The sequence below is a fragment of the Verrucomicrobiia bacterium genome, from assembly GCA_019634625.1.
In the GTDB taxonomy this organism is placed as follows: Bacteria; Verrucomicrobiota; Verrucomicrobiia; order Limisphaerales; family CAIMTB01; genus CAIMTB01.
This window is the reverse complement of sequence record JAHCBA010000001.1, coordinates 186,720-213,553: the sequence shown is the minus strand read 5'-3', so window position 1 is coordinate 213,553 and position 26,834 is coordinate 186,720. Positions and strand designations below refer to the sequence as shown.

At 66.1% G+C, this 26,834-nt stretch carries 27 protein-coding genes and 1 tRNA gene; 8 read left to right on the top strand and 20 right to left on the bottom strand.

Annotated features, from left to right (window positions below; translation table 11 throughout):
- Positions 1-53 precede the first annotated feature (53 nt).
- Positions 54-611, bottom strand: coding sequence for a hypothetical protein (locus KF833_00800; GenBank protein ID MBX3743822.1), 558 nt, complete (start codon positions 609-611; stop codon positions 54-56).
- A 138-nt stretch (positions 612-749) separates the two neighbouring features.
- Between KF833_00800 and amrS the strand changes: the two genes are divergently transcribed.
- From amrS to KF833_00785, 3 genes are all read left to right on the top strand, one after another.
- Positions 750-1,859: an AmmeMemoRadiSam system radical SAM enzyme gene (gene amrS, locus KF833_00795; protein MBX3743821.1), complete on the top strand. Its 1,110-nt coding sequence runs from the start codon at positions 750-752 to the stop codon at positions 1,857-1,859.
- A gap of 263 nt (positions 1,860-2,122) precedes the next feature.
- A tRNA-Thr gene (locus tag KF833_00790) sits at positions 2,123-2,197 on the top strand.
- Between the two features lie 508 nt (positions 2,198-2,705).
- Complete coding sequence (locus KF833_00785) at positions 2,706-3,203, top strand: type II toxin-antitoxin system VapC family toxin (protein ID MBX3743820.1); 498 nt, start codon at positions 2,706-2,708, stop codon at positions 3,201-3,203.
- Positions 3,204-3,371: 168 nt separating this feature from the next.
- Here the strand turns inward: KF833_00785 and KF833_00780 are convergent, their stop codons facing one another.
- The 16 genes from KF833_00780 to KF833_00705 form a co-directional block, all read right to left on the bottom strand.
- Positions 3,372-3,656 (bottom strand): hypothetical protein, encoded by a 285-nt coding sequence (locus KF833_00780; protein ID MBX3743819.1) that lies wholly within the window; start codon positions 3,654-3,656, stop codon positions 3,372-3,374.
- 113 nt (positions 3,657-3,769) lie between these two features.
- Positions 3,770-4,093 carry a hypothetical protein gene (locus KF833_00775; GenBank protein MBX3743818.1) on the bottom strand — a complete coding sequence of 108 codons (324 nt, stop codon included), beginning with the start codon at positions 4,091-4,093 and terminating at the stop codon, positions 3,770-3,772.
- Positions 4,094-4,145: 52 nt separating this feature from the next.
- Positions 4,146-4,673, bottom strand: a complete 528-nt coding sequence (locus tag KF833_00770) for a hypothetical protein (protein MBX3743817.1) — start codon at positions 4,671-4,673, stop codon at positions 4,146-4,148.
- A 378-nt stretch (positions 4,674-5,051) separates the two neighbouring features.
- Positions 5,052-5,288 (bottom strand): HTH domain-containing protein, encoded by a 237-nt coding sequence (locus KF833_00765; protein MBX3743816.1) that lies wholly within the window; start codon positions 5,286-5,288, stop codon positions 5,052-5,054.
- 153 nt (positions 5,289-5,441) lie between these two features.
- Complete coding sequence (locus KF833_00760) at positions 5,442-6,143, bottom strand: hypothetical protein (GenBank protein MBX3743815.1); 702 nt, start codon at positions 6,141-6,143, stop codon at positions 5,442-5,444.
- 376 nt (positions 6,144-6,519) lie between these two features.
- Positions 6,520-7,029 carry an ERCC4 domain-containing protein gene (locus KF833_00755; GenBank protein MBX3743814.1) on the bottom strand — a complete coding sequence of 170 codons (510 nt, stop codon included), beginning with the start codon at positions 7,027-7,029 and terminating at the stop codon, positions 6,520-6,522.
- On the bottom strand, positions 7,026-7,244 hold the full coding sequence (locus KF833_00750) for a hypothetical protein (GenBank protein MBX3743813.1): 219 nt from the start codon (positions 7,242-7,244) through the stop codon (positions 7,026-7,028). Before KF833_00750 ends, KF833_00755 begins: the two co-directional genes overlap by 4 nt.
- Before the next feature lie 18 nt (positions 7,245-7,262).
- The gene (locus KF833_00745; protein ID MBX3743812.1) at positions 7,263-8,936 is read right to left on the bottom strand and encodes a hypothetical protein; all 1,674 of its coding nucleotides are present in this window, start codon (positions 8,934-8,936) and stop codon (positions 7,263-7,265) included.
- A gap of 192 nt (positions 8,937-9,128) precedes the next feature.
- Complete coding sequence (locus KF833_00740; protein MBX3743811.1) at positions 9,129-10,559, bottom strand: IS66 family transposase; 1,431 nt, start codon at positions 10,557-10,559, stop codon at positions 9,129-9,131.
- Positions 10,556-11,329, bottom strand: coding sequence for a DUF4338 domain-containing protein (locus KF833_00735; protein MBX3743810.1), 774 nt, complete (start codon positions 11,327-11,329; stop codon positions 10,556-10,558). The genes KF833_00740 and KF833_00735 overlap by 4 nt, the downstream gene beginning before the upstream one ends.
- 221 nt (positions 11,330-11,550) lie before the next feature.
- Positions 11,551-12,279: a toprim domain-containing protein gene (locus KF833_00730; GenBank protein MBX3743809.1), complete on the bottom strand. Its 729-nt coding sequence runs from the start codon at positions 12,277-12,279 to the stop codon at positions 11,551-11,553.
- Between the two features lie 319 nt (positions 12,280-12,598).
- Positions 12,599-12,802 carry a helix-turn-helix domain-containing protein gene (locus KF833_00725; GenBank protein ID MBX3743808.1) on the bottom strand — a complete coding sequence of 68 codons (204 nt, stop codon included), beginning with the start codon at positions 12,800-12,802 and terminating at the stop codon, positions 12,599-12,601.
- Positions 12,803-13,139: 337 nt separating this feature from the next.
- On the bottom strand, positions 13,140-14,420 hold the full coding sequence (locus KF833_00720; GenBank protein MBX3743807.1) for a site-specific integrase: 1,281 nt from the start codon (positions 14,418-14,420) through the stop codon (positions 13,140-13,142).
- Positions 14,421-14,989: 569 nt separating this feature from the next.
- Positions 14,990-15,685 carry a hypothetical protein gene (locus KF833_00715; protein ID MBX3743806.1) on the bottom strand — a complete coding sequence of 232 codons (696 nt, stop codon included), beginning with the start codon at positions 15,683-15,685 and terminating at the stop codon, positions 14,990-14,992.
- A 148-nt stretch (positions 15,686-15,833) separates the two neighbouring features.
- Positions 15,834-17,972, bottom strand: a complete 2,139-nt coding sequence (locus KF833_00710; protein ID MBX3743805.1) for a tetratricopeptide repeat protein — start codon at positions 17,970-17,972, stop codon at positions 15,834-15,836.
- Between the two features lie 52 nt (positions 17,973-18,024).
- The gene (locus KF833_00705; protein MBX3743804.1) at positions 18,025-18,549 is read right to left on the bottom strand and encodes a glycine cleavage system protein R; all 525 of its coding nucleotides are present in this window, start codon (positions 18,547-18,549) and stop codon (positions 18,025-18,027) included.
- A 124-nt stretch (positions 18,550-18,673) separates the two neighbouring features.
- On the opposite strand from KF833_00705, the gene KF833_00700 reads away from it, so the two are divergent.
- Positions 18,674-19,396 carry an acetylhydrolase gene (locus KF833_00700; protein ID MBX3743803.1) on the top strand — a complete coding sequence of 241 codons (723 nt, stop codon included), beginning with the start codon at positions 18,674-18,676 and terminating at the stop codon, positions 19,394-19,396.
- A gap of 199 nt (positions 19,397-19,595) precedes the next feature.
- On the opposite strand, the gene nrfD is transcribed toward KF833_00700, so the two are convergent.
- From nrfD to KF833_00685, 3 genes are read right to left on the bottom strand one after another with little or no spacing between them, the layout of a single operon-like run.
- Complete coding sequence (gene nrfD, locus KF833_00695; protein ID MBX3743802.1) at positions 19,596-20,906, bottom strand: polysulfide reductase NrfD; 1,311 nt, start codon at positions 20,904-20,906, stop codon at positions 19,596-19,598.
- Complete coding sequence (locus tag KF833_00690) at positions 20,899-21,828, bottom strand: 4Fe-4S dicluster domain-containing protein (protein MBX3743801.1); 930 nt, start codon at positions 21,826-21,828, stop codon at positions 20,899-20,901. Before KF833_00690 ends, nrfD begins: the two co-directional genes overlap by 8 nt.
- A 39-nt stretch (positions 21,829-21,867) precedes the next feature.
- Positions 21,868-22,524, bottom strand: coding sequence for a hypothetical protein (locus KF833_00685; GenBank protein MBX3743800.1), 657 nt, complete (start codon positions 22,522-22,524; stop codon positions 21,868-21,870).
- 278 nt (positions 22,525-22,802) lie between these two features.
- Between KF833_00685 and KF833_00680 the strand changes: the two genes are divergently transcribed.
- Genes KF833_00680 through KF833_00665 form a run of 4 tightly spaced genes read left to right on the top strand, consistent with a single transcriptional unit; the run spans position 22,803 to position 26,815 of the window.
- A complete protein-coding gene (locus KF833_00680) occupies positions 22,803-23,141 on the top strand; it encodes a hypothetical protein (protein MBX3743799.1) in 339 nt (112 codons plus the stop codon).
- Complete coding sequence (locus KF833_00675) at positions 23,132-25,567, top strand: molybdopterin-dependent oxidoreductase (protein ID MBX3743798.1); 2,436 nt, start codon at positions 23,132-23,134, stop codon at positions 25,565-25,567. The genes KF833_00680 and KF833_00675 overlap by 10 nt, the downstream gene beginning before the upstream one ends.
- A 43-nt stretch (positions 25,568-25,610) precedes the next feature.
- Positions 25,611-26,474 (top strand): hypothetical protein, encoded by an 864-nt coding sequence (locus tag KF833_00670; GenBank protein MBX3743797.1) that lies wholly within the window; start codon positions 25,611-25,613, stop codon positions 26,472-26,474.
- Positions 26,471-26,815, top strand: coding sequence for a hypothetical protein (locus KF833_00665; GenBank protein MBX3743796.1), 345 nt, complete (start codon positions 26,471-26,473; stop codon positions 26,813-26,815). The genes KF833_00670 and KF833_00665 overlap by 4 nt, the downstream gene beginning before the upstream one ends.
- Positions 26,816-26,834: the final 19 nt, after the last annotated feature.

Genomic DNA, 26,834 nt, shown 5'->3' with positions numbered 1-26,834 from the left:
TCCGGGATGGGATGGGGTGCGTTGAGCGGGAGCGGCGGCTGGATGGGGTGTGGCTAGATCAGTTCGAGGAGATCCGCATCGAGCGTGACCGCGGCGGCCTGGCTGATGAAGTCGAGGCGGAGGTGAACCTCGACCAGACCGCGGCGTTGTTCGACATAGCCTTCGAGGCCGCGCAACGGGCCGGAGCGGACGCGGACGTGAGAGCCGGGCTGGATGGTTGGGGCGAGGCGGACATCGTATTCGGTGTCGAGGGCGCGGAGGATGGATCCGAGTTGTTCCTCGAACTCCTCCTGGCAGGGGACATCGAGGAGGTTGGCGACGTAGTCGCTTTGCAGGACGGAGGCCCTCGAGAGCATGGGCATGCGCAGGAACAGATACCCCGGGAAGAGGGGTTTCTCGAAGGTCATGGTTTTGCCGCGGTATTTCTTGACGCTTTTGTAGAGGGGAAGGGTGGTTTCGAGGCCGGCGCGGGTGCAGTACGACGCCAGCTTCTTCTCGCAGCGCGCCCGGGTATGGGCGACGAACCACCGGATTTCCCGGGCGGCGGCGGGGATCTCCCCGGTGTCCTGGTGATCCGTTTGGATTTCTTTCCCTTCCAGCGGCATCGGCATGGTCACTCGGGCGAGAGGGTGGCGAGCGGGCTGTGCCGACGGCAAGTGCGGGGATGGCCTTGGGGGCGATTTGGGGAACCACTGCAGGGTTGACCGGTGGGGAGGGCGGGGGTTGGATCCTCACCGGGGGACTGCATGATGACGCGCGTTCAGCGACTTCGGCTGGGGCCCTCGGTGGTGCGTGCCGAGTGGTGGCATCGCACCGAGGACGGCCGGTTTCAGTGCGATTTATGTCCGCGGGAATGCCGGCTGGCGCCGGGGCAGAGGGGGTTTTGTTTTGTCCGGGATGCGGATGCCGCCGGGATGCGGATGACGAGTTACGGGCGAGCCTCCGGTTTCTGCATCGATCCCATCGAAAAGAAGCCACTCAACCACTTTCTGCCGGGCAGCAGCATCCTTTCCTTCGGCACCGCGGGCTGCAATCTCGGGTGCCGGTTCTGCCAGAACTGGTCGATTTCGAAGGCACGGAACATGGATCGCCTGGCGGAGGTGGCGGCACCGGAGGAAGTGGCCCGGACAGCGGTGCGTGCCGGGTGTCGGAGTGTGGCCTTCACCTACAACGATCCCGTGGTCTTCGCGGAGTACGCCATCGACTGTGCGCACGCGGCGCGGGAGGCGGGCATTCGGGCGGTGGCGGTGACGGCAGGCTACGTGACCGAAGCGGCCCGGGAGGCGTTTTACGCCCCACTGGATGCGGCCAATATCGATCTCAAGGCGTTTCATCCCGAGTTTTACCGGCGGCAATGTTTGGGCCGGTTGGAGGCCGTCCTGGAGACGATCGAGTGGGTGCACCGCTCGACGCGGGTATGGATCGAGGTGACGACGCTGCTGATTCCGGGGTTGAACGATGGGCCGTTGGAGATCGGGGCGCTGTGCGAATGGTTTTTGGAGCATCTTGGACCGGACGTGCCCCTGCACTTCACCGCCTTTCATCCCGACTTCCGGTTGCTCGACGTGCCACCGACGCCTCCGGCGTTGTTGCGGCGGGCGAGGGGCCAGGCATTGGCGGCGGGATTGCGATTCGTGTACACGGGCAACATCGAGGATCCCGAGGGGCAATCCACCCGATGTCCGGGATGCGATGACATCCTGATTGCCCGGGATCGGTACGATCTGACCGCCTGGAAGCTGACGCCCAGCGGGCGATGCCCGAACTGCAGCTTGCTCCTGCCCGGGGACTTCAGCGACTCGCCCGGCTCCTGGGGCTCGCAAAGGCGGTTTGTGCGGATAGGGGATGGCGGGGGTTGAGGCGGTGCCTTCCGGCGTTGTGGGTGAGGAGGCAGCGAATCGGAGGGACGAGCTCCGCGAGTCCACAACCCAACGCGCCACACCGTTGCGGGCTTGTGGAGCCCGGTCCTCCGAAGTGACGCTTCGCGAAGTTCGCACCTCTCCCCACCACTCCGGGATGCACGGTTTGCTTCCTGGGGGATCAGGGCTGACTTGACCGAAGATGGGGAGGGGGCGCTTACTGGGGCGGGGAACCCAAGGGGAAGAGTGCCTCTCCGGGCCGGGCCAGTTTAGCTCAGTGGTAGAGCACCCGATTTGTAATCGGACGGTCGTCGGTTCAAATCCGACAACTGGCTCCAACGGCACCAAGGACTTACGAAGATTCAGGAGCCTCCGAGAAACCTTGCTTAGCCAAAACTTAGCCACTTCTGGCGGCAGGATTGCGGCGGGGGTGCGGGCAAGGCGGCGAGTGGCTAAGCTCGTTCCGGGTGCCGCCACGTCGTCCAGGACGGGGTCGCCTCGACGGCGGGGACGTTCTCCATGACGGACGGCACGGGTTCGGGATCGGTGCGGCTCCATCGGGTCCACCATGGCCTCGACTGGGACGTTGACAGGCTCCTCCCTACGGGTAACGGTCCATGCAGTTGCTGGCATTTGGCGTCAGTTGCTGGCATTTGGCGTCAACTGGCGCAACACACAATTCGCGAGGAGCCTCGATGGCAACCGACAAGCCTATCACCAAGCAGGGCGAGAGGGAGGGCGAAGAGCCGGCAAGCACGAAGCTCGCCCGCCAAACGCGAGAGACGGCAAACCGCCTGTCGGACTCGGATCGGGCGCGGCTTTTCGAGCGGGGAATGCAGATAATCTATGGGGCAGCCCCGGCGAAGCAAGCGGTTCGCGCTCGACACTAACGTCTTGTACGCCTTGGCGGGGGGCGAGAATTGGGCGCACGCCTTTCGTGAGAAGTTCCAAGAGCGGGGATTTGCGCTGTTCGCCACACCGACCGTCATTGAGGAACTGGCTCACGCGGCGACGGAGAAGGAGGGTGAGGAACAGGCGCTTGCGGGGGTAGCACTCCGGGACCTGCGGGGCTGGGGGGCAACGCCACTGCCGCTCTCGCCGGTGGAGCATGGCATCGCGGAGAAGGTCGCGAGAGAAGCGATTTGGCGATGCAAGCTCCCCTCCGATGAACTCCATGATGCGTTGATTCTCGCTGAGGCGAGCCTCTGCGATCTTCCCGTTTTGGTGACGTCCGACCGGCACCTCCTCGACGCGGACAGTGACGCGATTTCCTTGTGCCTCGCCAATTTCGATTTGCCGCCCGTTAACGTCGCCCATCCAAAGGCATTACTTCGGGCAGCCTGACGCGGGGCAATTCAGCGCGCCTCGATGCCGGAATCGACGCTCCAGGTGCCACGGAGACGCATCGGAACAACCGGGGGAAGGTGGCCATAGCAGACGAAAAGCCCGGCCTCCCCTACGCGGAAGACCGGGCGTGCGCCGTTCTCGGGGGCGTGACCGTGAATCCGTTGGTCAGGTCGGGGCCATCACGTCAACCAGCGAGACGGTCTCGGCGCCCTCGGGAATGACGATGTTCAGCCGCGAGGGAAGCCCGCCCACGCTCCAGTCCAGTCGAAACTCGCCATGCACCAGCGTCACGGAGAAGTTCCCGTCGGCATCGGTCTCGAAGGACACTGAACCGCCGAGGCAAAACTTCCCGTCGCCGACAGGGCCCGGCTTGCTCGTCCTCGTCGCCTTGACGACGGTCCGAACCGGGTTGCCGCCGATGGACCGAATCGTTCCGCTCAATGTTGGCATGTCGGTTCCTCAAATGCCGGCAGGTGGGTGGTCCTGCCAGCCCCCGGTTGGTGCGGCCGGCGCCGGGGTTCGCCGCGAAAAGGCGCATGGATGGCGCCCGCCGCGAGGATGGTTCAATCCGCGAATCCCAACGGCATCACACCGCAGAGACGACGGGCCGGCGCCGGACTGGTTCCCAGCAGTTGCGCGGCCGGTTTCGGCGCCCCCGGCAGCGGAATGCCGGTCTTTCTGGCCAAGGCCTCGACGATGCGCCGCGCCTGGGCCCCCGCGAAAGCCTCGGTGACCTTCTCCAGCCCGTGCAACCCAACCATGTTGCTCTTCGGGCGGAGGGAATCCGCGACGGCGTGTGCGGCCAGGACTCGCTCCTTCTTCGATTGATGCTCCGCCGCGAATGCTGCGGTGACTCGGGCCAGCCCGCTAAGTTTGTTGTCGTTCATGTCAGTGTCTCCTTCGGTGAGAGTGTGCGCCTGTCTCTGCGAATTGTCGATATCAGGAAGGGCTCGCGCCAGTGTCTTCTGGCGACTCAGCTTTGAAAAGTCCCATCGCCTCCAAGTCCTTCGAGTTCTCAGACACCAACCTACTCAGCGCCGCCGATGCGCTTTCAAACTCACGCCGCGCCGCGCCAATCAGTTGCTCCCGACTGGCCTTGAGCGCATGCAGGACCGCAAGTTGCTGCAATCCCATCGGATTCATGCCGTCGCCAGCATGACCGTAGGTGTCCACCAGCCATTGACACTGTGCCGCGATGTCACCATCTGAATCCTTCAGGCTGGCCTCGATGGATTCGAGTTTCTGGCGTGAACGACGGGCATGGGCCTGTCCGTCGCGCACACTCACAAACAGACTGGCCAACCGCCGTTGCTCCGCCTCATGCTCCGCCCGCGCCGCCGCCGCCTCGGCCTCCATGCGTTGGCGCTTTTCACGGAAGGTCTCGGGAAGCCTGGGCCCGCCGAAGTGTGGAGCGTTGGGGTCGTCTTGGGTCAGTGACAAGTCGCACAACCGGTCCAGGGCCTCCACGACAAGCTCCCGTGACGTTCTCAAAGTTTTTGATGCCATCAAGAATGTGTCCGGACTTTAGCGGCAGAGTGACTTAGCCAACCTAAGTCGTTGTGGATGACAGCAATGCGGCCCGCAGCGCCTTAAGTAGCTGGCTTACTCGACCCTCAGACACTCCGAGAGTCTTAGCCAAGTCCCGTTGTGTGCCTGGGAGCGGATTCAGGAGTTGCTGAACGACCAGAGCACGCTTGCCTATCTGCTCCGCGTCGCGCCCATCGCAGATGATCGACAGGACGTGCATGAGGGTGTTGTCATCGCGAGGTGAGTCCACGGGGGCGTCTATGTCGTCGTAAGGGAAGTCCACGGCCGGGACCACGCTGCTGTCATCATCGAAGCCATTCATTGGCGAGCCTTTGTTATGTCATCCGCCACGCAGAGTTTGTCGGCGGCTTTGGCGAAGGCTACGTCGCGTTCGACGGTGGCGCGGCTGACGCCCGTCTCGGCGGCGATTTGAGCGGCGGTTGTTGGTTGAACCTCATTTTGAGGGTCAGCCTCCCCGTGCTGATTCACGCCTTGAGGATTCGTCACCTCCTTCTTCCGCCCCTCGAACAGCCGCGCTGGGTCATGGTAACTCATTCCGTTTCCTTTTTGCCTTCGGTTTCAGGACCGTCGCCTTCGGTGTCTTGGGCACCCCGAACGCTACGCTGGCCAAAAAGTCCTCAACGCTCTCATCGGGCGGTGCGGTCACGGAGTCTAAGACCAGTCGCTCCGACTCGGTCAGTTTCCTGCTCATGGCTTACCCTCCCCAAGCCCGCCGAGTCTCTTCGAGAACTCCAGAAACAACCGTTCCCTCGCGCTTTTGAGTTCATGCCTCGCGATCGGGCGACGGGACGCGGTCTCATCCAGCTCCCCGAACATCCGTCCGAGTAGCGATTGGAGGGTCCGTCCCGCCGTCAGCGATTGATCCAAGACCCGCTTCCCAACCTCCCCGGCCTGCTGGCCAAGGTTGCCGGAAAACAGCTCGATGGCGTGTTCGATGGATACTTCCAGCGCGTCGCATTCACCCTGAATGACAGCCTCGATCTCTGCGGATGCGCTCGCATCCCGCGCCTGGGAGCAACACCCCGGACCTATCCTTGATAGCAGGGCCGCGGCATGCTGTCGGAGTGGTGCCAACGCGGCTATGAACGCCCCGACGGCGGCAACGCTGGAAACCGTGTCGCCTCGCCTCACCTCACTCACCGCCAGGTCCGCTTTCCTCAGCGCCTCGCACACCGCCAACCATCCACGCCGCGACGACGCGATTGCCCTGGGGTCGCCAGACTCAACGGCTCGCAGGAAGGCGTTGTGTGCCTGCCGCTCGCCTGCCTCCAGCCTTCGCAATGCTTGCGCCGCACCCTCGTCCCCGTCCCCGGCATCGGCACAAGCCGCCCCTGCCGGCGGTTCCACAGGCGGCGTCGGGGGTGACATCACTTTCGCCGCCGATGTCATGGGTGATTCAACCGGCGGTTCCGGACAAACGCGCCGGCCAGCCAGCCATGAGAGCATTTGAGCGTGGTCATGGAGGGGTGCGCCTTCGGCACGCCAGCGTTGAACGGTTCGGGTCGTCGCGCCGTACTTTTTTGCCAGTTGAGCGTTGGATTTCGGTTGTGAGTTCATAGGTGATTCAGATGGAGGGGGTGACAGTTCGATTTTCGAGGGCTTTATGCATAAAGTTCGCCGTCCTGCCAACCCTGCCGTGTGAGCGGGTTTAAAGAAAATACTTACCTTTTTCCCCCCTTTTTCTCTGGGATGCCCTTTCCCGCCCCGCACGGGCACCGCCACGCGGTTTTGATTTCGTCCGAGGGTAACCACAGCGGGCCTCTCCTCAACGCGCCTCCACGGCTTCCGGCATGCCCTTCGCCAACAGCCTCGCGGACCGGGTCACGTCGTACGCGCACCACGCCGCCCACCGTTCGACCAGTCGCGCCGCCGATTCCGGATCGGCCACCCAAACAATCGGCACGCCGTAACGCGCCTCGAAGGCATGCAACGAAGCCATGACAGAACGCGGCTTCATGTTCGACCGATAGCGCCCAGCAATCACCTCGGCCTCGGTCCCGACGATCAGCAGGCGGGGGAAGACGAACCCGCGAAGCCGATGCAATTCCCTCTCGAACCGCTCGCGTTCCGGACCAAGCGACCCGATCAAATCCGCGACGGACTTCCGCTCGACCACGAGGTGATGTTCCAAGCCCCGCGCCGAGTAGTCGCCAGTTCCAAGCGTCCCAACGACCGACGCCAGGCGCCGGAAGGCCAGAGGCGTTTGCTCCCTCGAATCGACCACGATGCACGGCCGGCACGAGCCGTCGCTTGGAAGGTCGATGTCGTCGTTCATGCGTCCTCCGGCTGAAACTCAGCCATGATCCGTTCCGCGCTCGCCGGCAAGGGACCGTGGGCCTTCTCGAAGTCGCGGACGAATCCGGGTTGGGCCGGCCGGTCGGCGTGACCAGCAGGCCACTCCCGGCACCAGCGAAGAGCCCGGATGGCGCGGGTCAGCGTCCCGCATCGCTCCACCCGGCCCGCAAGGGTTTCAAGGTCTCTGTCGTTCATAGTAACTCGAAGTCGCATTTAGTCCGGCCAAACCATTTCGGGTTGTGAGTCGCCGAGACGGAAATCGGACTCGGTTGCAGGGTTTGCAGGGTTTGAAGAGCATGGTTTCCAAAAGTCCCCAGAATTCTCTTCACGAGGGGACTTTTCAAAACCATGGGGGTCGAAACCCTGCAAACCCTGCACCAAGCCTCCTTGTCGGGTGAATCGAAAGGTCGTGACCCCGATGCGGTTGGCCTCTTTTCGCGCACCCATGACGCGCTCCAGGTGCGGCCATAGTGCCGACAACTTCTTGCCGAGACGCTTCGGCGTCGCCCGGTTCTCAAGCTCCGAGTCCACTTCGATAAGGCGCGGGCCGATCTCGGCGGCAGTCCCGGAAATGAACCCGGAAGCCTCGACGAGCGAAAGTAGGGCGGCGCCAATCGGATCGTTCTCGACGCAAAACCGGCCCTTGTCCGCTTCCGCGCTCGACAGAGCCGCGACGGCCTCCACCTCCCGCCCGATTGCCCTCCCGATCCGAACCGCGAACGATGCGAAATCCGGGTGGCGTGCGTTCAGTCCGGAGGGGACCGGCGAGGAATCAGCCAGGGCCCGTTGAAGCGTGCGTGCGACGAAGGATAGTCCGGCGTTGCGGTTCGCGGTAATTTCGTCAGAAAGCGCGGTGTCGGCGGTCTCGCCCTCCCGTCGGAGTAGTCGCACCACGAGCAGGCGGTCGGCGAGTCCCGGGTCGCTGGCAAAGGTCGGGTTGGCGGTCGTCACGGCCACCCAAGCGCGGGCACGAAGGTTCACGGTCTCCGAGTTTGTGTAGAGCTTGCGCCTCTGGGAGCAACCGTCCGTAGCGGCAGACGCCAGCGCATCGGCGAGCCACCGAACGCGGGAGTCGGCGTTGTCCAGCGTGAACAGCCCGCCCGCGTCGATGCCGGGCCAGAAATCGTCTTCGCGTGACTCTTCGACCGCCGAGGCCACGAATGGCATTCCGTACAGTTCCGCGATGCCCTTCGCTGCCCGTGTCTTCCCGCTGCCGACGTCGCCCGCGAGACACAGCGGCGGCTTCGATCTCGGCGAAGTCGGAAGCGAGAGAACCCATAGCTTCAGAAGGTCTCTTCCGTGCGTGGCCCCGCAATTCACGTTGCTGAACAGGCTGCACGTCTCGAACGGGTCGCGAGGGCCAGTGAGTGCCCACGGCGCCAGTGTGCGCCCGGCCGCGAAAAGAACTCCGTCGGTCCCGTTGTCCACCATGTCAATTCCTTCGGCGCGAACGCGGACAATCGAGCCGTCGCCGTTGGAAAGATAGACGGCACCGCCCCGGGAACAGAAGTAGGCTTCGGGAACGATGCCGGTTGTGAGTGGCCCGGCAAGCGCGGCGGTCTCTATTCCGGACTCGATAAACTTCGAGTGGGTGGCCGCCCGGTTCAGTGCGGTCCATTCGGAAATCCACCCTCGGAACGCGTCAGACCGAACCCGTTCCAGGCGCTTCCTATCGGCGTCGAAGAACATTGCGGAATCAAAGTCTCTGCGGTCGGCGTGATAGTAGAACCTGCCGCGCCTCGAAAGTGACTCAACGACCGCGTTGGCAATCAGTGTTCCACGCTCAGTTCCATTGAGTCCCTTTTCGGACAAGATGCCGATGATTTCGGCGCGGGGTGACTCGGTTTCAACCTCAGCGGCAGTCTTCTTGTCGGCGGCAGAGTTCATGGGGCGTAACTGTTCAGGTCCCCAAATGGGGGGGCCCGGGAGCGGTGCAAGTGACGGCACTGGCCAGGACGGATGAGCGGGGAGGATCGCTACTGTTGCGGCTTTCCGCGGTAGAGGGTCCCGGCAAGTCGGGAAATCGGAGCAGGAGGGCTTCGGTCGCGGGCTCGTCCGCGCCGCTACGAGGTTGCCCGGTCAGGGGCCGGCGGCCGGAACCTCGGGCATGAAGGGTTGTCCGAGCGCCAGGCGCCGGCAGGCGTCCCAGAGATTGTGTCCCTGCTTGCGGCAGGTGGAGAGGTAGCTGCGAATGCGCGCGAAGAGGTTCGCCCCGCGCAAGGTCCGGAAGCAGCCGCTGATTTTCTGCTTCACCTTGATCATGCGAATGTCCTGCTCGCCCTGGTTGTTGGTGAAGGGGACCTTGGGATCGATCAGGTAGGCCAGCACCGACAGATCGTAGTCCTCCAGGCGGTCAAGCAGATTGGTCGCCTTGTCCTGCTTGGTCCGACCCTGCCCGGACCGGCGGCGGGGATGAAGGCGCCGACCCCGACGGAGGATTGCGCGGTAGTGGGCATGGGCCCGGTTGAACTGGTCCTCATCGAGTCCCAGGGCAGTGAGCGGGTCGTTCTTCCAACCGATCAGGAACGCGCTCAGTTCCGAGGCCCAGGCTTCATTCATCTGCTCGGCCACAAACTTGAGTTCCCGCAGGAGGTGCTGGTTGCAGAGCGCGTGCAGGGCGTCGTACTTGAAATAGGGCTTCCAGTGGTCGTGCACCAGCCATAGTCGGCAGAGGGGCAGCACCCCCAGCGCATCCATCGCTTCGGTCCCGCGATTGGCATGAACGCCGTAGTGAGTCAGTTCGGGTGTGCAGGCGACATGCAGCCAGTGGAGGCTTCCGGCAACGCGCAACCCGCTTTCGTCCACATGCACCACCTCAGCCCGGATGAGGCCACGGATGATGGCGCTCTCCACCGGGGCAAGGACATCGTAGGCGCTTTCGTTGATCGAACCGAGGGTGCCCAGGCTCAAGGGCTGTCCAAAGAGATCGAGACAGGTTTGCCGCAACCGGTCGTAGGGAAGGAGTTGTTGGTTGAACAGATAGAGCGCCAGCCCACGGAAGTTGGGGCCGTACTGCACCGGGGCCAGGACTCCCGCCGGAAAGGCAGCGCTGACTTTCCGGCCCGAGACCGGACAGCACTTGATCTCGACCTGGTGCTCGGTCACCGAGAGTTGGAGCACCGGAAGATCGAACACCTGGCGGCGCTCGTGATCCAGCACCGGCTGGCCGAGCAGAGATACGCCGCCGCATTGGCCACAATGACACTGGGTGAGCGGGTGAACCTGGACCCGGTCGGGCTTGGCGACCGCCTGAAGGGTGCGACCGGGGTGACCGGGTTGGCCACCGGGTTTGCGCGCCGATTTGCCACGCAAGCTGCGTGGAGGCGGCTTGGCGAGGCCGTCGCTGGAGGGTGGCCGGCCGCTGTTGCCGCTGTTCTGAGCCAGACGCGCTTCCAACTCGACGACGCGCGCTTCCAGTTGGCGGATCCGCTCTTCCAGCGTGAGCACGTAATCGACGATGCCCTCGGGGTTCGCCCGCGCCAATGCCAGCAGTTCGTCGCGCCGGCTCATGCCGCCAGTTCCTCCCGGAAGTTCGCCACCAACGGACGCACCAGCACCGTCTTGCGGGGAACCTCGATGCGGCTGAAGCGGTCCTGACGGGTCCGTCCGGTGGTCTCACCCACCGCAATCCAGTTGGCCGCCCGGTAACAGACCCCGGCAAAGCGACTCGTATCGACGAAGGTCTCCACCAGACTCAACGGTTCGGCATACTTGCGCCTCCAGTCGGCGCGCAGCCGCCGCTCGATCCGGCCCAGGACATGGCCGGCCAGATGGCGGACCTCAACCCAGGGCATGACCAGGAAGCGCGTGTTGTTGGTGATCCGCTGCAAGTGGCGCGCGCGCGTCGCCTCCGACCAGCCGATGAACCCGTCCCGGGCGGCACAGCGCCACGCTGCGGACCCGAACAGGGAGCAGGCCACCGGTCGTCCATGGCGATCGCGCACCAGATACTTCAGGTTCATCCCCACCGGACTGGTGTAACTCAGGTAGTGATGCGTGTGGAGCAAGGTCTCGAAGAGCGCCAGTTCGGCGGGGGCCCGACTCAGTTCCACCACTTCCAGCGGCTGCAACTCGGCGAGCGCGCCGACCACCGGTTCCCGGGCGTGAGCCGAGGGCACTAGCCGCTTGCGCCGCATCCGATTGGGCGAGGCCCATCGACGTGGGGGCAGTTGCACCAGGCCCCGCTCCTCCAGTTTCAAGAGCAGCGTACGCGCCGCCATGTCCTTCATCTGGCCGGTGGCGGTCCGCCAGTTCCAAAGGAGGCACAACTCCCGCGACAACCGGTAGCGACTCCAATCCGGCCGGGTTGCGATGAGTGAGCGGATCTGCGTCAGCTCGGCCGCTCCCAGTTCCCTGCCCTGCATCACCATGGTCTCGTGCTCCACGGGTAGTGACCCTGCCCGAGGCTGAAGCAAGAGTCCAGTCTGGATCGCAACTTTCCTTCCCCTCCCTCGCACCACCCTCGCCGATCGCTCCCCTCATCGCGGTCCGCCGAAGCCCTTCACCCCGGCAAAGTCCTCCCCTGCGCACCACCGACCTGAATAGTTACCATGGGGCAACTATTGCCCTTTGAACTGGCATCCTCACTCCGCCTGTTGCCGCCATGACTTTTCTTCCTTCCCTCACGCAGCTTCGCCCACTCACTCGCCGACTCACACAAAGCCAAGAAATCACCAGCCGTTGCCCCGCCGTCAAACAGGTCGGAAACGTCTTTGACTGGCCCGCCGCTCCACTCAGCCGGAAGCTCGACGACGCGAACGGAATTGGCCTTGCCATCGAGTGACTTGGCGACTTGCTCCGCGTGCTTTCGACCCGGCTCGTCGCGGTCCGGAACGACATAGACATCCGCGCCAGCAAGTGAGTCCGAGTAGGCATCCGTCCACTTGCCAGCGCCGGCCGGTGCCGTGGTCGCCTGAAAGCCCATTTCAACGAGGCGCAAGGCGTCTTTCTCGCCCTCGCAGACCACAACCGGAGTCCCGGACTCGATTGCCCTTCGGATCTCGGGAAGCCGGAAGAGAACGCGACGGACGCCACTCAGCGACCACGCCCAACCGTCCGTCGCCGAGGGGTCGGGACGCCGTTGCCGGAAGTCTTTCGGGTCGAACCGGACGACCTCGAAGAGAAGTGCGCCGGTCTCGTCGTGGTAGGGATAGGTCGCGACGATGCGGCGCGGCGCCTTGGGTTGGTGGCCGCCGTTGCGCGACTCACTCGGGCCCATCAAGTCACTCATGCGAAGCCCGACGGCGCCCGCGACGGCCTCGGCGGTGCAGCCCGCGTGGCATCGTAGGAGCGTTTTGCCGTCCGCTGTCTCCGTGATGGCGAGTGACGGATTCCGGTCCTTGTGACTCGGGCAACGCGCCATCCAGCTCGACGGCCCGGACTTCCGGACGCCCCCCAAGCGGTCCAGGAACTCGGCGGTTCTCACCGACCGCCTCGCTTCCGCCTGCCAAGGTCGCAAATCCTGCACCCCGGGAACCAACCGCGCCGGATCAGGCTGGCGACCTTCGCCTTGGTTGACCCGCTGGCCCTCGACCATCGAAGGCTGGGCCTCATCGGGAACCTCCGGTCGTCAGAAACTTCACCGCGTCGGCGTGGCCGACAGTCCAACCCTTACCGTGCCTGACCGCTGGAAGCTGCCCCCGACGGACGCGACGACGGACGGTCTCGACGGAGCAAGAGGCAAGCTCCGCGATCTTTTCGAGTGTGTACCGGCGAAGTGTCTCGATTGGCGTAGGAATGTCAGATTCATTCATGCACCGCCGAGACTACCACTGTAGCGCGTCGTCTAGGCAACCTGACTTTGTACCCCTGTTAACGTGTTGATTCCGAGGCGGAAAGGGAATCAATGCGGTGCACGCGATGCACACTTACCGGAATTTTGGGAAAACCGGCGTCAATTCATGCTCTTTCGTGGCTTCGACTCGCCCGGCGAGCACGGAACCCGAGTGCGGAAGACTGCCTCCCGGACAGTGTTCGGGAAGGCTCAGCGTGCCGGACGTAGCATCTTGGAAGCGGGTGGGGCGTGTCTTTTGCGGGCTTGCAACTGGCCATGACCACGACGCCACCACGGGCGAGGCGCCGGGATCAGGGTCAAGACGCGTTCCCGCCAGTCTTCCCGGGCGTCGAGTCGTCGAACAACGGCACCACGACGCGGTTGCGGGCGTCGCTGTAATGGCTGGCGGTCACGGCAACGTCGGCGTGGCGCAAGAACCGCGATGCGGCGTGAAGCCCGGCCGTGGCGTTGATGATCGCGCCGCACTCCTTTCGCATCGAATGGTTTGGCGTTCGGCTGTTGACCCCGTTGCGGCGAAGCCAATCGGTCAGCCGTCGCCATGTTCGGTGTGCACCGTAGCGGCGTCGCTTCTCGTCCGGGCCGGGCCTTGGTCCGCCCTCCAGCACGTAAAGCCCCTTCGCGTCGGGGCGAAGCCGTTCCAATTCCGATGCGATGCCGTCCGCCAGGGGAACCTCGGCGACGCTCTCCCACGACTTGCCGGCGATGACGCGGATTGCCCGGCGCGATGCGTCCACGTTCGCCCAGAGCAACTGGTCAACCTCTCCGCGCCGCAACCCGGCGCCCAACTCCAGGAGCAACGCCTTCCACGCCTCGGGGTCGCCACCGTCGCGAAGTTCGGAACGTGCCGCCTCGACGAGGGCGGTTGCGTTCACCGTCGAGACGTACCTGGGAGGGCGCGGCGACTCGATAACGACGCCCTCGAACGGGTCGGGCAGGTTCTCGAAGGGCAGCAACCGGCGAAGGCGTCGGCTCCAGAACGCCCGGGCACCGCGAAGAACGGCCGCCATCGTCCGCTTCGCCGAGTCCGTCGTCCCGCGAGACTTCACGTAGGCGGCCGTGGCGCCCTCGACGGCGCGAGGCGTCAGGGTGCCGATGCGGATGGCGTCAACCGTCTCGCGCCACCGTTCGGTTCCCCCGGTGCGGTAGTTGAACCGACTGGCATCGCCCTCGATGCCGGCGACGAGGGTAGCCAGTTGTCGAAGGCAGTTCCCGTAACCTCGAAGGGTTGGCGCCTTGACATGGACGGCAACGCGGTCGGCTTCGCGAATCAAGTCTCCGACGGTTGGCGTGTCGCGCTTCGCCACGACGCGGGCTTGTTCGGGTGAAAGGTCGGCGTGCGCCGCTTCCCATCCGCTTGCCGCCAAGATGGTGGCGAACCGCGCCGCCCGACGTGCCGCCTCCCGGGCGTCGGCGGTTTGCAGGTTGACCGTGGCGCGCTTCCCGTCGTGTCGGAGACGGATGGCGTAATGCTCAAGCTCGAAGCGTCTGCCGCCCTTCGTCCACGCCGGCTTGAAGACCTTGGACTCGAAGCGCCGGATTCCAGTCGAAACCTTGCCGCCTTCGTTTTGCTTAGCCACTTGCTTAGCCACTTTTGGCGTCCGTTGCGGTTGCGTCATGTCGCGTGTTGTCGCGCTTGAACCCCTGTTTTGCAAGGGATTTGTGCGATTTCACACGACATGGGACGACGTGGAAAAACGCCTTGCACCCGATTTGTAATCGGACGGGCGTCGGTTCAAATCCGACAACTGGCTCCAACGGCACCAAGGACTTACGAAGATTCAAGGGCTTCCCGAAAAGTCTGCTGGACCACTTTTGGGCCACTTTTGGCGGGCCCCTTGCGTCGGGCGAAGGAAAGTGGTCGGGAGTGGCCCGATAGAATGGCCCAGCCGCGTGTTCAGGTCGCGGCCCCATTTCCCAGGTCGTCGCCCAGGTCCACCCCGGGACCGGCGCGGGGCATCGAGAGGGCTGGTCAGGGGTGCTCTCGTTTCGCGCCTCGTTTCCCAGCGCAGCGGTCCAGCGTAGCGGTCCAGTGCAGCGGCCAGCGACGGTGGCCTGCCGACATCGTGCTCCGCTCCAGGGGCAAAACGTCTCGTTCTCGGTCAGACCGGGCGCCACAGCGCCGCCTGGGCCCGCGAAGGGCGGGGGTTCAGCGACCGCGGAAGACGGTTTCGACATGGCCGGCCATCCGGGCGGCCCCGAGGGCATCGGGATGAATGCCGTCGGGGAAGACAGCGGGGTCGTCGTTCAGGAGGAGGTGCCAATCGATGACCGACCATCCTTCGCGGGCGGCGATGCGGCGGAGGGTGGGGACGATCCGGTCGCGGACGGTCGCTGCGGTGATACCCCAGCGGTCGCGGAAGACGGGCGGCGGGGTGGCCAGGTACACCACGGGGCGGGAGGGGAGGGACTGGAAAGCGCGCACCAGACGGTAGAGATCGCGTTCGAAGCTGTCGGCATGGAGCCAGTTCTGAGGCTTGGAGTCGTTGGTTCCGAGGGCGATGACGACGACATGCGGGCGGAAGTCGAGGGCTTCCTGGAACGTGGCGGTGCCGGTGTAGGACAGGTCGCCGTCACGGAGGAGAGTGGCGCCGCTGACGCCGAAGTTCCGGACGCGGTAGGTGGGACCGAGGAGGTCGGCAAGAACGGCGGGATAGGCGGATTCCCCGGGGTTGGCCAGGCCGGAGCCGGCGGTGATGCTGTCCCCGACACAGGCCACGCGAGTGAGCCCGGTGAAGTGGGTGGCGGGCAGCGGTGCCTTGGGAGGCACGGTGCAGCCCATGGTCCAGCCCAGGGCAAGAAGGAGGGTCCACCATCGGCGCGTTCCCACAACGAATCGACGCATGGAAGGGAGGGTAGCGCGAGTCGGGGGAGGGATGAAGGCGGAAGACGGAGGGTGGGGCGCAGGGGAGCGGTTCGTTGGGTTGTGGACTCGCGGAGTTCGTCCCTCCGGCTTGCTGCCTTCTCATCCGCCACTCGGGGAAGGACCGGGGTCAGGGGGCGGGGACGGCGAGGAGGGTCTTGAGGCGGGTGGCGGCTTCGGAATGGGACGGGTCGAGGCGGAGGGCGGTGCGAAAGTGTTCGATGGCGTCGCGGGTCTGGCCGAGACCTTCCAGGGCGAGTCCGTAGTGGACATGGGCGGCGACGGAGCGGGGATTGGCGGCGAGGGCCTGCCGATAGGCGACGATGGCATCCTCGAAGCGGCCCTGCCGGGCCATGGCAAGGCCGAGGTTGTTGAGAGCGACGTCCGAGTGGGGCGCGAGGCGGACGACTTCGGCGAAGTGCCGCTCGGCGTCGCCGTAGCGTTCCTGGGCGGCGAGGATGGCACCGAGGCGGGTGTGGGCTTCGGCATGGTTGGGATCGAGCCGGACCACGTCCTGGAGGTCGTTCAGGGCATCGGCGTCCCGTCCCGATGCGAGAAGGGCGAGGGCCAGTTGGAAGCGGACCGGGGCGGCTTCGGGATGGGCGGCCGCGGCACGTTCCAGGAACTCGGTGGCGAGGGTGTGGGCGCGAACGGATTGGAAACGTTGGGCCTGGTCCAGGAGAACGTCGGGTGACGGCCCGGCAAGGGCGAGGGCGAGTTCGGCCTGGTGTCTGGCCTGGTCGGGTTGGCCGAGCCAGCCGAGCATGGCGGCCAGCATGCGGAGTTGGAGGGCATGGAGGGGACGGTCGATGGAGGCCTCGACGCTGGCGGTGACGCGGGCGAGGGTGGCGTCGTTCCAGTCGGGGGACGGGCGGACGATGCCGCGTTGGGCGAGGCAGTCGAGGAGGGCGAGGGCGAGACCGCGATTGCCTTCGAGGGTGGGGTGAACGTGGTCGTGGAAGAAGCGGCGGTCGGCGAGGCCATCGGGACTTTCGCGGGCCACCCAGTCTTCGAAGTCCACGCCGCAGGCACCGGTTTCGGCGATGATTTCGCGGACGGCTAGGGTGAAGGGGGAGGGCATGCGGAGAGGGCAGATATCCTCGTCGATGGCCCGACGGAAGGCGGTGCGGGCATCGCCATGGCGGCCGAGGGCGCGAAGGGCGTTGCCGAGATGGAACCAGAGGCCGGCGTGGCGGTCGTCGAGGCGGATGGCGGATTCGAAGGCGCGGACGGCGTCGTCGAAACGACCCGCGGCGGCGGCGGCACGGCCGGCGCGTTCGAGGGCGTACCATTCGGTCAGTTCGGTGGCGGAAAGGCCGGGGCGGTGTTCGCTCTTGAAGGGGGCGAAGTCGGCGAGATTGGAGGCGGGCACGACGAAGAGGATTTCTGCGCCGACGGAGCGGGCGAGGGCGACCATGCGGCGGAGGGAGGCCCGATAATGTTCGAGGACATCCGCGGCGAGGGCGTCGTCGCGATGGTAGGCCGCGGGGCCGACGGCATCGATGGGGATGGCGCGGGTGTTTTCACCGAGGACAGGGGCGCGGTGGCCGGAGGATTTGCGGGCGACGCCTGCGGCGTCGAGGGCCTGACGCATGACGGTGGCGAGGCGGGTGCGATTGACGAGGGACGCGGCGTCGGCGAGGGGCGAGGTGGCGGCGGCCAGGCCGTCGTAGGTTCGCCGTTCGAGAAACTCATTCTGGCCGGTGTAAAGGATGAAGAGGTCGGGTTCGTGGCGGGCGAGTTCCTCCATGACGCCCAGGACGCGGTAACTGGCGTAGCTGATGGCGCCGGCGTTGATGACCTCCCAGGAACGGGAGGGGTCGGCGGCGGGAAGGAACGCCCGCAGCCAACCGGGGAACGAGGTGGCGTCGTAGAAGGGGCGGCCGTAGGTGGTTGAACCTCCGAGGCAGATGATGCGGTAGGTGCCCGTGGGTTTGCGGGCGGCGAAGGTTTGCGGGTTGAGGACGGCGGACTTGGCGGGGGCGACGGAGATGCGCGCCGCTCCGTCCGGGCCGGGTTCGCGGATGAAGTGGGGAATGTGGCGGGAGAAACCGGCGTAGGGGTCTTCCGTGCGCCAGGCGGGCTGGACGCGGCAGGCCCAGAGAAGGAGTTCGAGGAGTAGAAAGGCGGTCAGGGTGACGGCGCCGCCCAGGAGGGCTTTGCGGATGTTGGAGAGGGGGCGGGTCCGACGAGATCCCGTGGGCGGAGGTGATCCGGGGGAGGGTTTCCCGGGGTGCGGGGAACGGGGCGGTTGGCGGTGCCGGCTCATGACTGTCGGACGCGGGGGAGTCGGAGTGGGGAAGCGGGCGATGGGGGTGTGTTCAAGCGGGAGGGGTAACGGGGCTGATGGCGATTTCCACGAGGAGATCGGCGGCGACCCGTTCGAGATCGGTGCGGAGCGAGGCGAGGTTGAGGCCGGGCGGGAGTGCGAGGCGGGCGCGGGCCTTGAAGAGGGGTTCGCCGGACATGGGAGCGGAGACGCATTCGGTGGCGAGTTCCTCGACGTTGACGCCCTGTGCGGCGAGGATGGCGGCCAGTTGACGCACAATGCCGGGGCGGTCGTGTCCCACGAGGTCGAGGGTGGCGAGGGGGGCGGTTGGGGCGGGGGCCGGTTGGTCGCGGCGGACGACGGCGGTGAGGGCGTCGAGTTGGGCGAGGGCCTGGCGGAAGGCGTCCTCGCGGTCGGGGGGCAGGTCGCAGCGGAGGAGTCCGGCGAACTCGCCGCCGAGCCGGTTCATGCGGGATTCGAGCCAATTGCCGTCGTGCCGGGTGACCATGGAGGCGAGGGATTCCACCAGTCCGGGCCGGTCGCGGCCGATGATGGTGAGGACGAGGGCGACGCGCATGGGGATTTGGTAACGTGGCGGGCGGAGAATGGCGCGGAAAAAGAGGGGAGGGTGGGCCGACCGGGGATGCGGCGGGGATGCGGCGATTGGCAGGGGGAGGGAGGGGCGATAGGGTGCGGACCGCATGAGGCCGACGATACCGTTTTTGTTCGCTCGAAGGGTGGTGGCAGTGGGGTTCGTGGCGGTGGGGATGGCGTTGGCTGGGGGAAGCGCGGGTGCTCAGGGGACGAACCGGTTCGAGGGAGACATCCGCGCGTTCGAGGCGAGAGACCTTCGGGAGGCACCGCCGGAGCGGCCGGTGCTGTTTGTGGGATCGTCGTCGTTCCGGATGTGGCGGGGTCTGGAGACGGCGTTTCCGGGGTTTCCGGTAATCAACCGCGGGTTTGGGGGATCGCAGATGAGCGATGTGCTGCATTTCTTCGACCGGGTGGTGACGCGATACCGGCCGGCGCTGATTTTCGTGTATGAGGGGGACAACGATCTGGCGGCGGGGAAGACGGTGGACGCGGTGTTTGAGGGCTGGCGGCAGTTCGTGGAACGGGTCGAGGCGGCGATGCCGGGAACGGCGATCCGTTTTGTCGCGGTGAAGCCGAGTCCGAGCCGGATCCGGTGGCTGGAGGCGCAACGGGTGTTGAACGAGCGGATCCGGGAGGATTGCGCGGAGCGGCCTCACCTCGGGTACGTCGATGTGTTCACGCCGATGCTGGACGACGAGGGACGGCCGCGCGGGGAGTTATTTCTGGACGACGATTTGCACGTCAACGATGCGGGCTATGCCCTGTGGGCATCGCTCATCGGGCCTGAGTTGGAGGCGTGGGCGGAGGGGAGGGACGGGGAAGGTGAGTAGGGAGTAGGGAATGGGGAATGGGGGCGTTCAGGCGCCGTGCATCCCGGAGTAGTCGGTAGAGGTGCGAACTCCGCCAAGCGGCGCTTCGGAGGGCCGGGTTCCACGAGGCCGCAACGGTGTGGAGCGTTGGGTTGAGGACTCGCGGAGCTCGTCCCTCCGGTTCGCTGGCTCGGTACCGACAACTTGGGGATGCACCGGTTCAGGCGGGGGTGCCTGGAGATGGGGCGGGGGCGGGATTGGGGGAGCGGGCGCGTTCGCCGGCGAAGACGTTGAGGGCGACTTTGAGGGCGATGGTGTAGATGAGGAGGCCGGCGGCCCAGATGCCGGCGGTGATCTTCCATTCGAGGAGGCTGGGCCGGTACTCGACCATTTCGTGGAGGGAGGAGGGGATGAAGCCGGGGATGATGAGACCCATGCCCTTTTCGATCCAGATGCCGGCGAAGGCGAGGGCGCAGGCGGCGATGAGCATGGCGGAGTGGTCGTACACCTTGGGACAGAGGAGGAGGAGGGCGGCGAGGACGGTCATGAGGATGGAACTCCAGACCCAGGGGACGAGTTCGTTGTGACCGTGCAGGCCGAAGTAGAGGTACTGGGCGGAGGAGGTGTGGGAGCCGCCGGTGTAGAACTCGGTGAAGACCTCGGAGACGACCATGAGGAGGTTCACGAGGATGGTGATCCGCATGATGTTGACCAGGGTGCGGATGGGGGAGGCGCCGAAGGCGCCGCCGAGGACGCGGCGGAGGACGAGGATGGCGACGATGATGAAGGCGGGGCCGGACACGAAGGCCGAGGCGAGGAAGCGGGGCGCGAGGAGGGCGGTGTTCCAGAAGGGGCGTCCGCCGAGGCCGCAGTAGAGGAAGGCGGTGACGGTGTGGATGGAGATGGCCCAGACGATGGAGAGGAAGACGAAGGGGACGTACCACTTCGGGTTGGGGGCGCGTCCGAGGAAGCGCATGTAGAGGAGATAGCCGCAGATGTGGAGATTGAGGAGGAGGTAGCCGTTGAGGACGATGACATCCCAGGTGAGCATCGACATGGGGAAATTGAAGCGGCCGAGTCCGGGGATGAGATGCCAGAAGCGGTCGGGCCGGCCGAGGTCGGCGACGACGAACATGAGGCACATGACGATGGCGGCGATGGCGAGGAGTTCGCCGATGATGACCACGTGGTGCATTTCGTCGTCGTGGTAGAGATAGGCGGGGATGACCATCATGACGCCGCCCGCGGCGAGCCCGACGAGGAAGGTGAAGTTGGCGATGTAGAGGCCCCACGACACGTGGTCGTTCATGTGGGTGAGGATCATGCCGTCGCGGACCTGGACGGCCCAGGCGTTGGCGCCGACGAGGGCGATGGCGGTGAGGACCGTCATCCAGACGTAGAAGGTCCAGTTGCCGTCGAAGGCCTCCCAGACCACGCGTCCGAGGAAGCGGGAGTAATTGCGCCAGTGACCGGCGGACGGGGACGGCTCGGGGGCGGTGTGGGCGAGGGTGGGCAGGGACGGGTCAGACATCGAAGAAGTAGAAGAATTGGGGTTTGAGGCCGAGTTCCTCCTTGAGGATGAAGACGCGTTTGTGGGCGAGGACCTGGCGGATTTCGGAATCGGGATCGAGGAGGTTGCCGAAGACGCGGGCGCCGGTGGGGCAGGCTTCGAGGCAGGCGGGGAGACGTCCGACGCGGGTACGATGGAGGCAGAAGTGGCATTTCTCCATGGTGCCCTGGGGCCGGATGCGATTGGCGAGGTAGGCCTGGTTGGGATTGATCTCGCCGGCGGGGATCTGGGGTTTGGTCCAGTTGAAGCGGCGGGCGTGATAGGGACAGGCGGCCTGGCAGTAGCGGCAGCCGATGCACCAGTTGTAGTCCACGACCACGATGCCGTCGGGTTCCTTCCAGGTGGCCTCGACGGGGCAGACGTCCACGCAGGGCGGGTGTTCGCACTGCTGGCACTGGACGGGCATGTAGAACTTGTCGGGCTGGGGGACGGTGTGGTCGTAATGGACGGTGCCCTTTTCCATGTCGAGCGAGCCCTTCTGCATTTCGAAGACGCGGATGTAGGACTGCTGGGAGGGGCGGTCGTGGTTGTTTTCGAGGTGGCAGGCTTCGGCGCATTTGCGGCAGCCGTTGCAGATGCTGAGGTTGAGGGCGTAGCCGAACTTGACGCCGGGGAGGGGTTTGGGGTCTGCGATGGTGACCTCGGCGCCGTACTGGTCGCGGGTTTCGTTTTCGAGGCGGCGGAGGATCACGTGAAGATCGACGGCGCTGAGTTCCTTGTAGTGTTTCTGGAGGAAGTCCTCGACGGGGATGTCGCGGGCCCATTCGGTGAGGGGCGCGACGGCCTTGGCGAAGGCGGCGACGCCGAGGGTGACGCCGACCCCTTTGAGCACGTCGCGGCGGGTCCAGCCCTGGCTGTTGGTGGAGGTTTCGGTGGGGCTCATGAGGCGTTCGGGACGTGGATCAGGGCGTGGGGCGAGGGATCAATGGGAGGCGTTGGGGTTGGCGTTGGGGTTGGGTCTGGGGACCGGCGTGCGGTCGCGGGGTGGAAAGACGGGCTGAACGAGGGGAAAGGCCGGGGCATGGGGATCGTGGCAATGGATGCAACTGTTGCGGGTGCGGGGTCCGCGGGAGAGGTCCCAGTAGCCGTTCATGCCGCCGTGGAGGCCGCGCTGATAATCGCGCAACTGCGGGCCGTGGCACTGGCCGCAGAGGGTCATGCTGTCGGTGAAGGCGAGGGTGGAGCCGTCGGCGAGGCGGAGGGTGTCGTAGTTGTCGGCGTTGTGGCAGCTCAGGCAGGAGAGCGAGCCGTGGGCGTAGTGGAGACCCTGGTGGAACTGGACGAGCTGATCGGCGGAGCGGAGGTCACGATTGGGGGTGGTGGTGGCGTGGCAGGAAGCGCAGGCGACGGTCACCGGTTGGCCGTGGGGATCGGTGAGGCCGGTTGGGATGCCCTGGGGACCGGGCGTGGGCCGGATGGAGGTGGCGAACCGGGAGGGCGGGGAGACATCGGGGGTGGGTTCCACGGACATCCCGGGATCCTGGGGCGGGCGGATGGCGGGGGCGGCGAGGAGCAGACCGGCGAGGGCCAGGCCGGCCACGGCGGCGAAGGTGAGGACTTGGCGACTGGACGGTTTCACAGCGGATTCCTTGGGCCGGGCGACGGTGGTCGCGGCGATGGTCGCGGCGATGCCGGTTGCTGGGACGGAGGTTTCTTAGCGGGCCGGACGGGGCACGTAAAGCTTGTCTGATGCGCTCCATCGCGGAAATGTGTTCTTGTGATTCCCGATTCGCCCCAACTCGATGAGAGCATGGAGGGTGTGGGATTGGGAGACCTTGACCTGGCTCAAGGCAGGGGCGGTTGGGGAGGCGGGATAGTGCGGACGTGCCGGGTGGGAACGAGCAACGACGGAGGACCATGCCGATCAGCGGATTGATGGTGAGAGTGGCGCCGGGGGAGGTCGGGGCGGCGGAACTGGAAGCCTTGCGGGGCTGGCCCGAGGTGACCATTGGGGAGCGGCAGGGCGACTGGGTGGCGGTGGCGGTGGAGTCGCGGGATCCGGGGCATGGCCGGGACCTGCACGAGCGCATGGAGCGGTTGCCCGGGGTGGTGCGGGTGGAGGTGGTGTCCGTGCATTTCGAGGCGGATGGGGAGGGTGCTGCGTCGGGGAGGGCCGACGGGGGGGCGATCGGGGCGGATGGCAGTCCGGTGCGGGAACGACCGCGCCACAACCGGGAGAACGAACGATGCAACTAGAGCGACGTGAATTTCTGCGGGCCAGCGCCCTGGCGGCGGCGGCGGCGGCGATATCGGAACGGGTGGGCGGGGCGGCGCAGGCGGCGGAGGCGGCGGTTGGAACTGGCCGGGATGGGATCCGGTGGGACAAGGCGCCGTGCCGGTTTTGCGGAACGGGGTGTCATGTGCGGGTGGGGGTGAAGGACGGGCGGGTGGCGGCGATCCAGGGGGAGCCGCTGGCGGACGTGAACAAGGGGTTGTTGTGCGTGAAGGGGTATCACGTCGGGCTGGCGATGTACGGGAAGGACCGGTTGACGACGCCGTTGCTGCGCCGGAACGGGCGGCTGGAGCCGATCGGGTGGGACGAGGCGATCGACGTGGTGGCGCGGCGGATCCTGGAGGCGCCGGACCGGTTTGCGATTTACGGGTCCGGGCAGTGGACCATTCCGGAGGGGTACGCGGCGAACAAGCTGATGAAGGCGGGGTTGTCGAGCAACCAGATCGAGCCGAACGCGCGGTTGTGCATGGCCAGTGCGGTCACGGGGTATCTGAGCGTGTACGGGGTGGACGAGCCGGCGGGGTGCTATGACGACCTGGACCGTTGCGACGTGCTGATCCTGTGGGGGAACAACATGTCGGAGATGCATCCGGTGTTGTTCTCGCGGGTGATCGACCGTCGGACACGGGGCGAGAAGGTGAAGGTGATTGATCTGGCGACGCGGCGGACGCGGAGCACGGAATTTGCGGACGAGTACCTGGAGTTCCGGCCGCAGACGGATCTGGCGATCGCCAACGGGATTGCGCACCTGCTGTTGAAGGACGGGACCTTCGACCGGGAATTCGTGGAGCGGCACTGCGCGTTCCGGCAGGACACGGAGGAGCCTTCGCTGCTGGGGCGGGGGATGACGTTCGACGAGTACCGGGCGGCCCTGGAGCCGTACACGCCGGAGGAGGTCGAGCGGATTTCCGGGGTGCCGGCGGCGAAGATCCGGATGCTGGCGGAGTTGTTCGGGCGGCGGGATCTGCGGATCACGAGTGTGTGGTGCATGGGGTTCAACCAGCACACCCGGGGGACGAACATCAACCGGCTGTGTCATGGGATTCATTTGTTGAGCGGGCATTTCGGCCGGCCGGGGGATGCGCCGACGTCGTTGACGGGGCAGCCGAGCGCGTGCGGGACGGCGCGGGAGGTGGGGACGATGTGCCATTTCCTGCCGGGCGGGCGGCTGGTGGCGAATGCGGAGCACCGGGCGGATGCGGAGCGGTTGTGGAACCTGCCCGAGGGCCGGTTGAGCGGGAAGGTGGGGTATCACACCGTGCTGATGTGGGAGAAGTTCTGCACGGCGACGGACCGCGGGGGAGACATCTCGACCCTCTGGGTGCAGGTGACCAACCCGGGGCATTCGCTGCCCAATCTGCACAAGCTCTTCAAGGCGAAGCGGGGGTTGGAGGACAAGTTCCTGATCGTGTCCGACGTGTATCCGACCGCGACGACGGAACTGGCGGACCTGGTGCTGCCGTCGGCGATGTGGGTCGAGAAGAACGGCATGTACGGCAACTCGGAACGGCGGACGCAGCAGTGGTTCCGGATGGTGAAACCGCCGGGGGAGGCGAGGGACGACTGCTGGCAGACGCTGGCCGTGGCGCGGCGGCTGCACGACCTGGGGCATCCGGGGATGAAGGACAAGGACGGGCGGTATCTGTTCCAGGTGCTGGACGATCAGGGGCACGAGGTGCCCGTGTGGGAGTGGGAACGGTACTACGACGTGAACGTCGATCGCGCGCTGTTCGAGGAGTACCGCGTGTTCACGCGGTACAAGCACAAGGACCTGGCGCCTTATGAGGAGTACGTGAAGGCGCGGGGACTGCGCTGGCCGGTGGTGGAGCAGGAGGACGGGACATGGCGGGAAACGAAGTTCCGGTTCTCCGAGTTCGACGATCCCTATGTGGAGAAGGGGCGGGAGGTACAGTTTTACCATTCGGTGACGGGGGATGACCGGGCGCTGATCTGGTACGCGCCGTACGAGCGGGCGGCCGAGGAACCGGACGCCGAGTATCCGTTCTGGCTGTGCACGGGGCGGGTGTTGGAGCACTGGCACACGGGCAGCATGACGCGGCGGATTCCGCAGCTTCACGCGGCGATGCCGCATGCGTACGTCGAGATGAACGCGGAGGACGCAGCGGTGCGTGAGATTCGCAACGGGGAGACCGTGACGATTCAGACCCGGCGCGGGGCCCTGGCGTTGCCCGTGTGGGTGGGGGGCCGCGGGCATGTGCCGCGGGGGTCGCTGTTCATTCCCTTCTTCGACGAACGGCTGCTCTGCAACGATCTCACGCTGGGCGAGCCCGACCCGATTTCGCGCGAGCCGGATTACAAGAAGTGCGCGGCGCAGGTGGTCCGCGGCAGTGTCGCCGAGGCCCGGCGTGCGCGGGAGGTGACGCTGTGAAGGCCGCGGGCGTGTCGGTGTCGCGCGAGGGGAGGGCGGCGGGATGAGTGCGCCGGATCAACCTTCCCGCTACGGGCACCTGCGGAAGGGGACGTGGGTGGTCGGGGCGGTGCTGGTGACGGCGGCGGTGAGCGGGTATTTCATGGGGTTGAGGCAGACCGGATCGGCGTTGAACCGCGGGGAACCGGCGACGTTTTCGACGGCGGACGCGGTCCGGCCGGAAGGGGCGGGCGAACCGCAGGCACCGGTGGCCGTGGCGTATTCCCGGCAGGACTGGTTGCGGGACGGGCCGAATGCGGGATGGGAAAGCCACCTGGCGCGCCTGGTGCAACCGTCGTTCGAGCCGGCCGACGTGCAGGCGGTTTCCGAGGCCGACCGGGAACGGGCGCGCCGGGATCGGGCGGCGCGACGGGCCTTCGACGGGGCGCCACCGACGGTGCCGCATCCGATTGTGCAGGACTCGGTGACGGCCTGCCTGGCGTGCCACGGGGAAGGGATGGCGGTGAAGGATCGGTTTGCCTCGCGGATGAGCCACCCCGTGTATCCGAACTGCACGCAATGCCACGTTTCGGAGGCCGGCCTGGGGATGGCGTTTCCGATGGCGGCGATGGACGAGCCGCTGGCCGGGAACGGGTTCATCGGGGCATCGGCCCCGCGCCGCGGCACGCGGGCCTGGCCGGAGGCGCCCCCGACGATTCCGCACCCGACCCGCATGCGGGAGGATTGCATGAGCTGCCACGGGCCGTTCGGCGCGTTTGCGTTGAGGACGCCGCACCCGGAACGGCAGGCCTGCACGCAGTGCCATGTGCCGGACGCCGGGCTGGAGGCGTATCCATTTCTGCTGGGTGTCACGGCGGGGCCGGGTTCGGGGCTGTTGACCGGGATTCCGGGGGGAGCGGCCCCGTGAGTGGAGGATCGGGCGCGGGGACGGGGACAGGAACGGGGGATGGCGACGAGGGGCCGTTGCCCGAGTTGAATCAGGCGGTGCTGGATTCGGAGACGCTGGGCAGGCTGTTCCGGGATTTGTCCCAATGCGCGGAGATCGTCGAGGTGATTCCGAAGTTCGCCGACCGGCGGATGGTCGAGGAAGGGCGCCTGACGCTGGAGGAGGCGCGGGCGTTGCTGGAATCCGGGGCGGTCCGCGGGGTGCAGGTGCGGTACCGATACCAGGGGGCGGACTGGTGGGACACGCTGATGGTGACGGGAGCCGGGGTGCGATTGGTGCGGATCCGGCACGACTTCTCGTGATCGGGAGTCCGATGGGGGT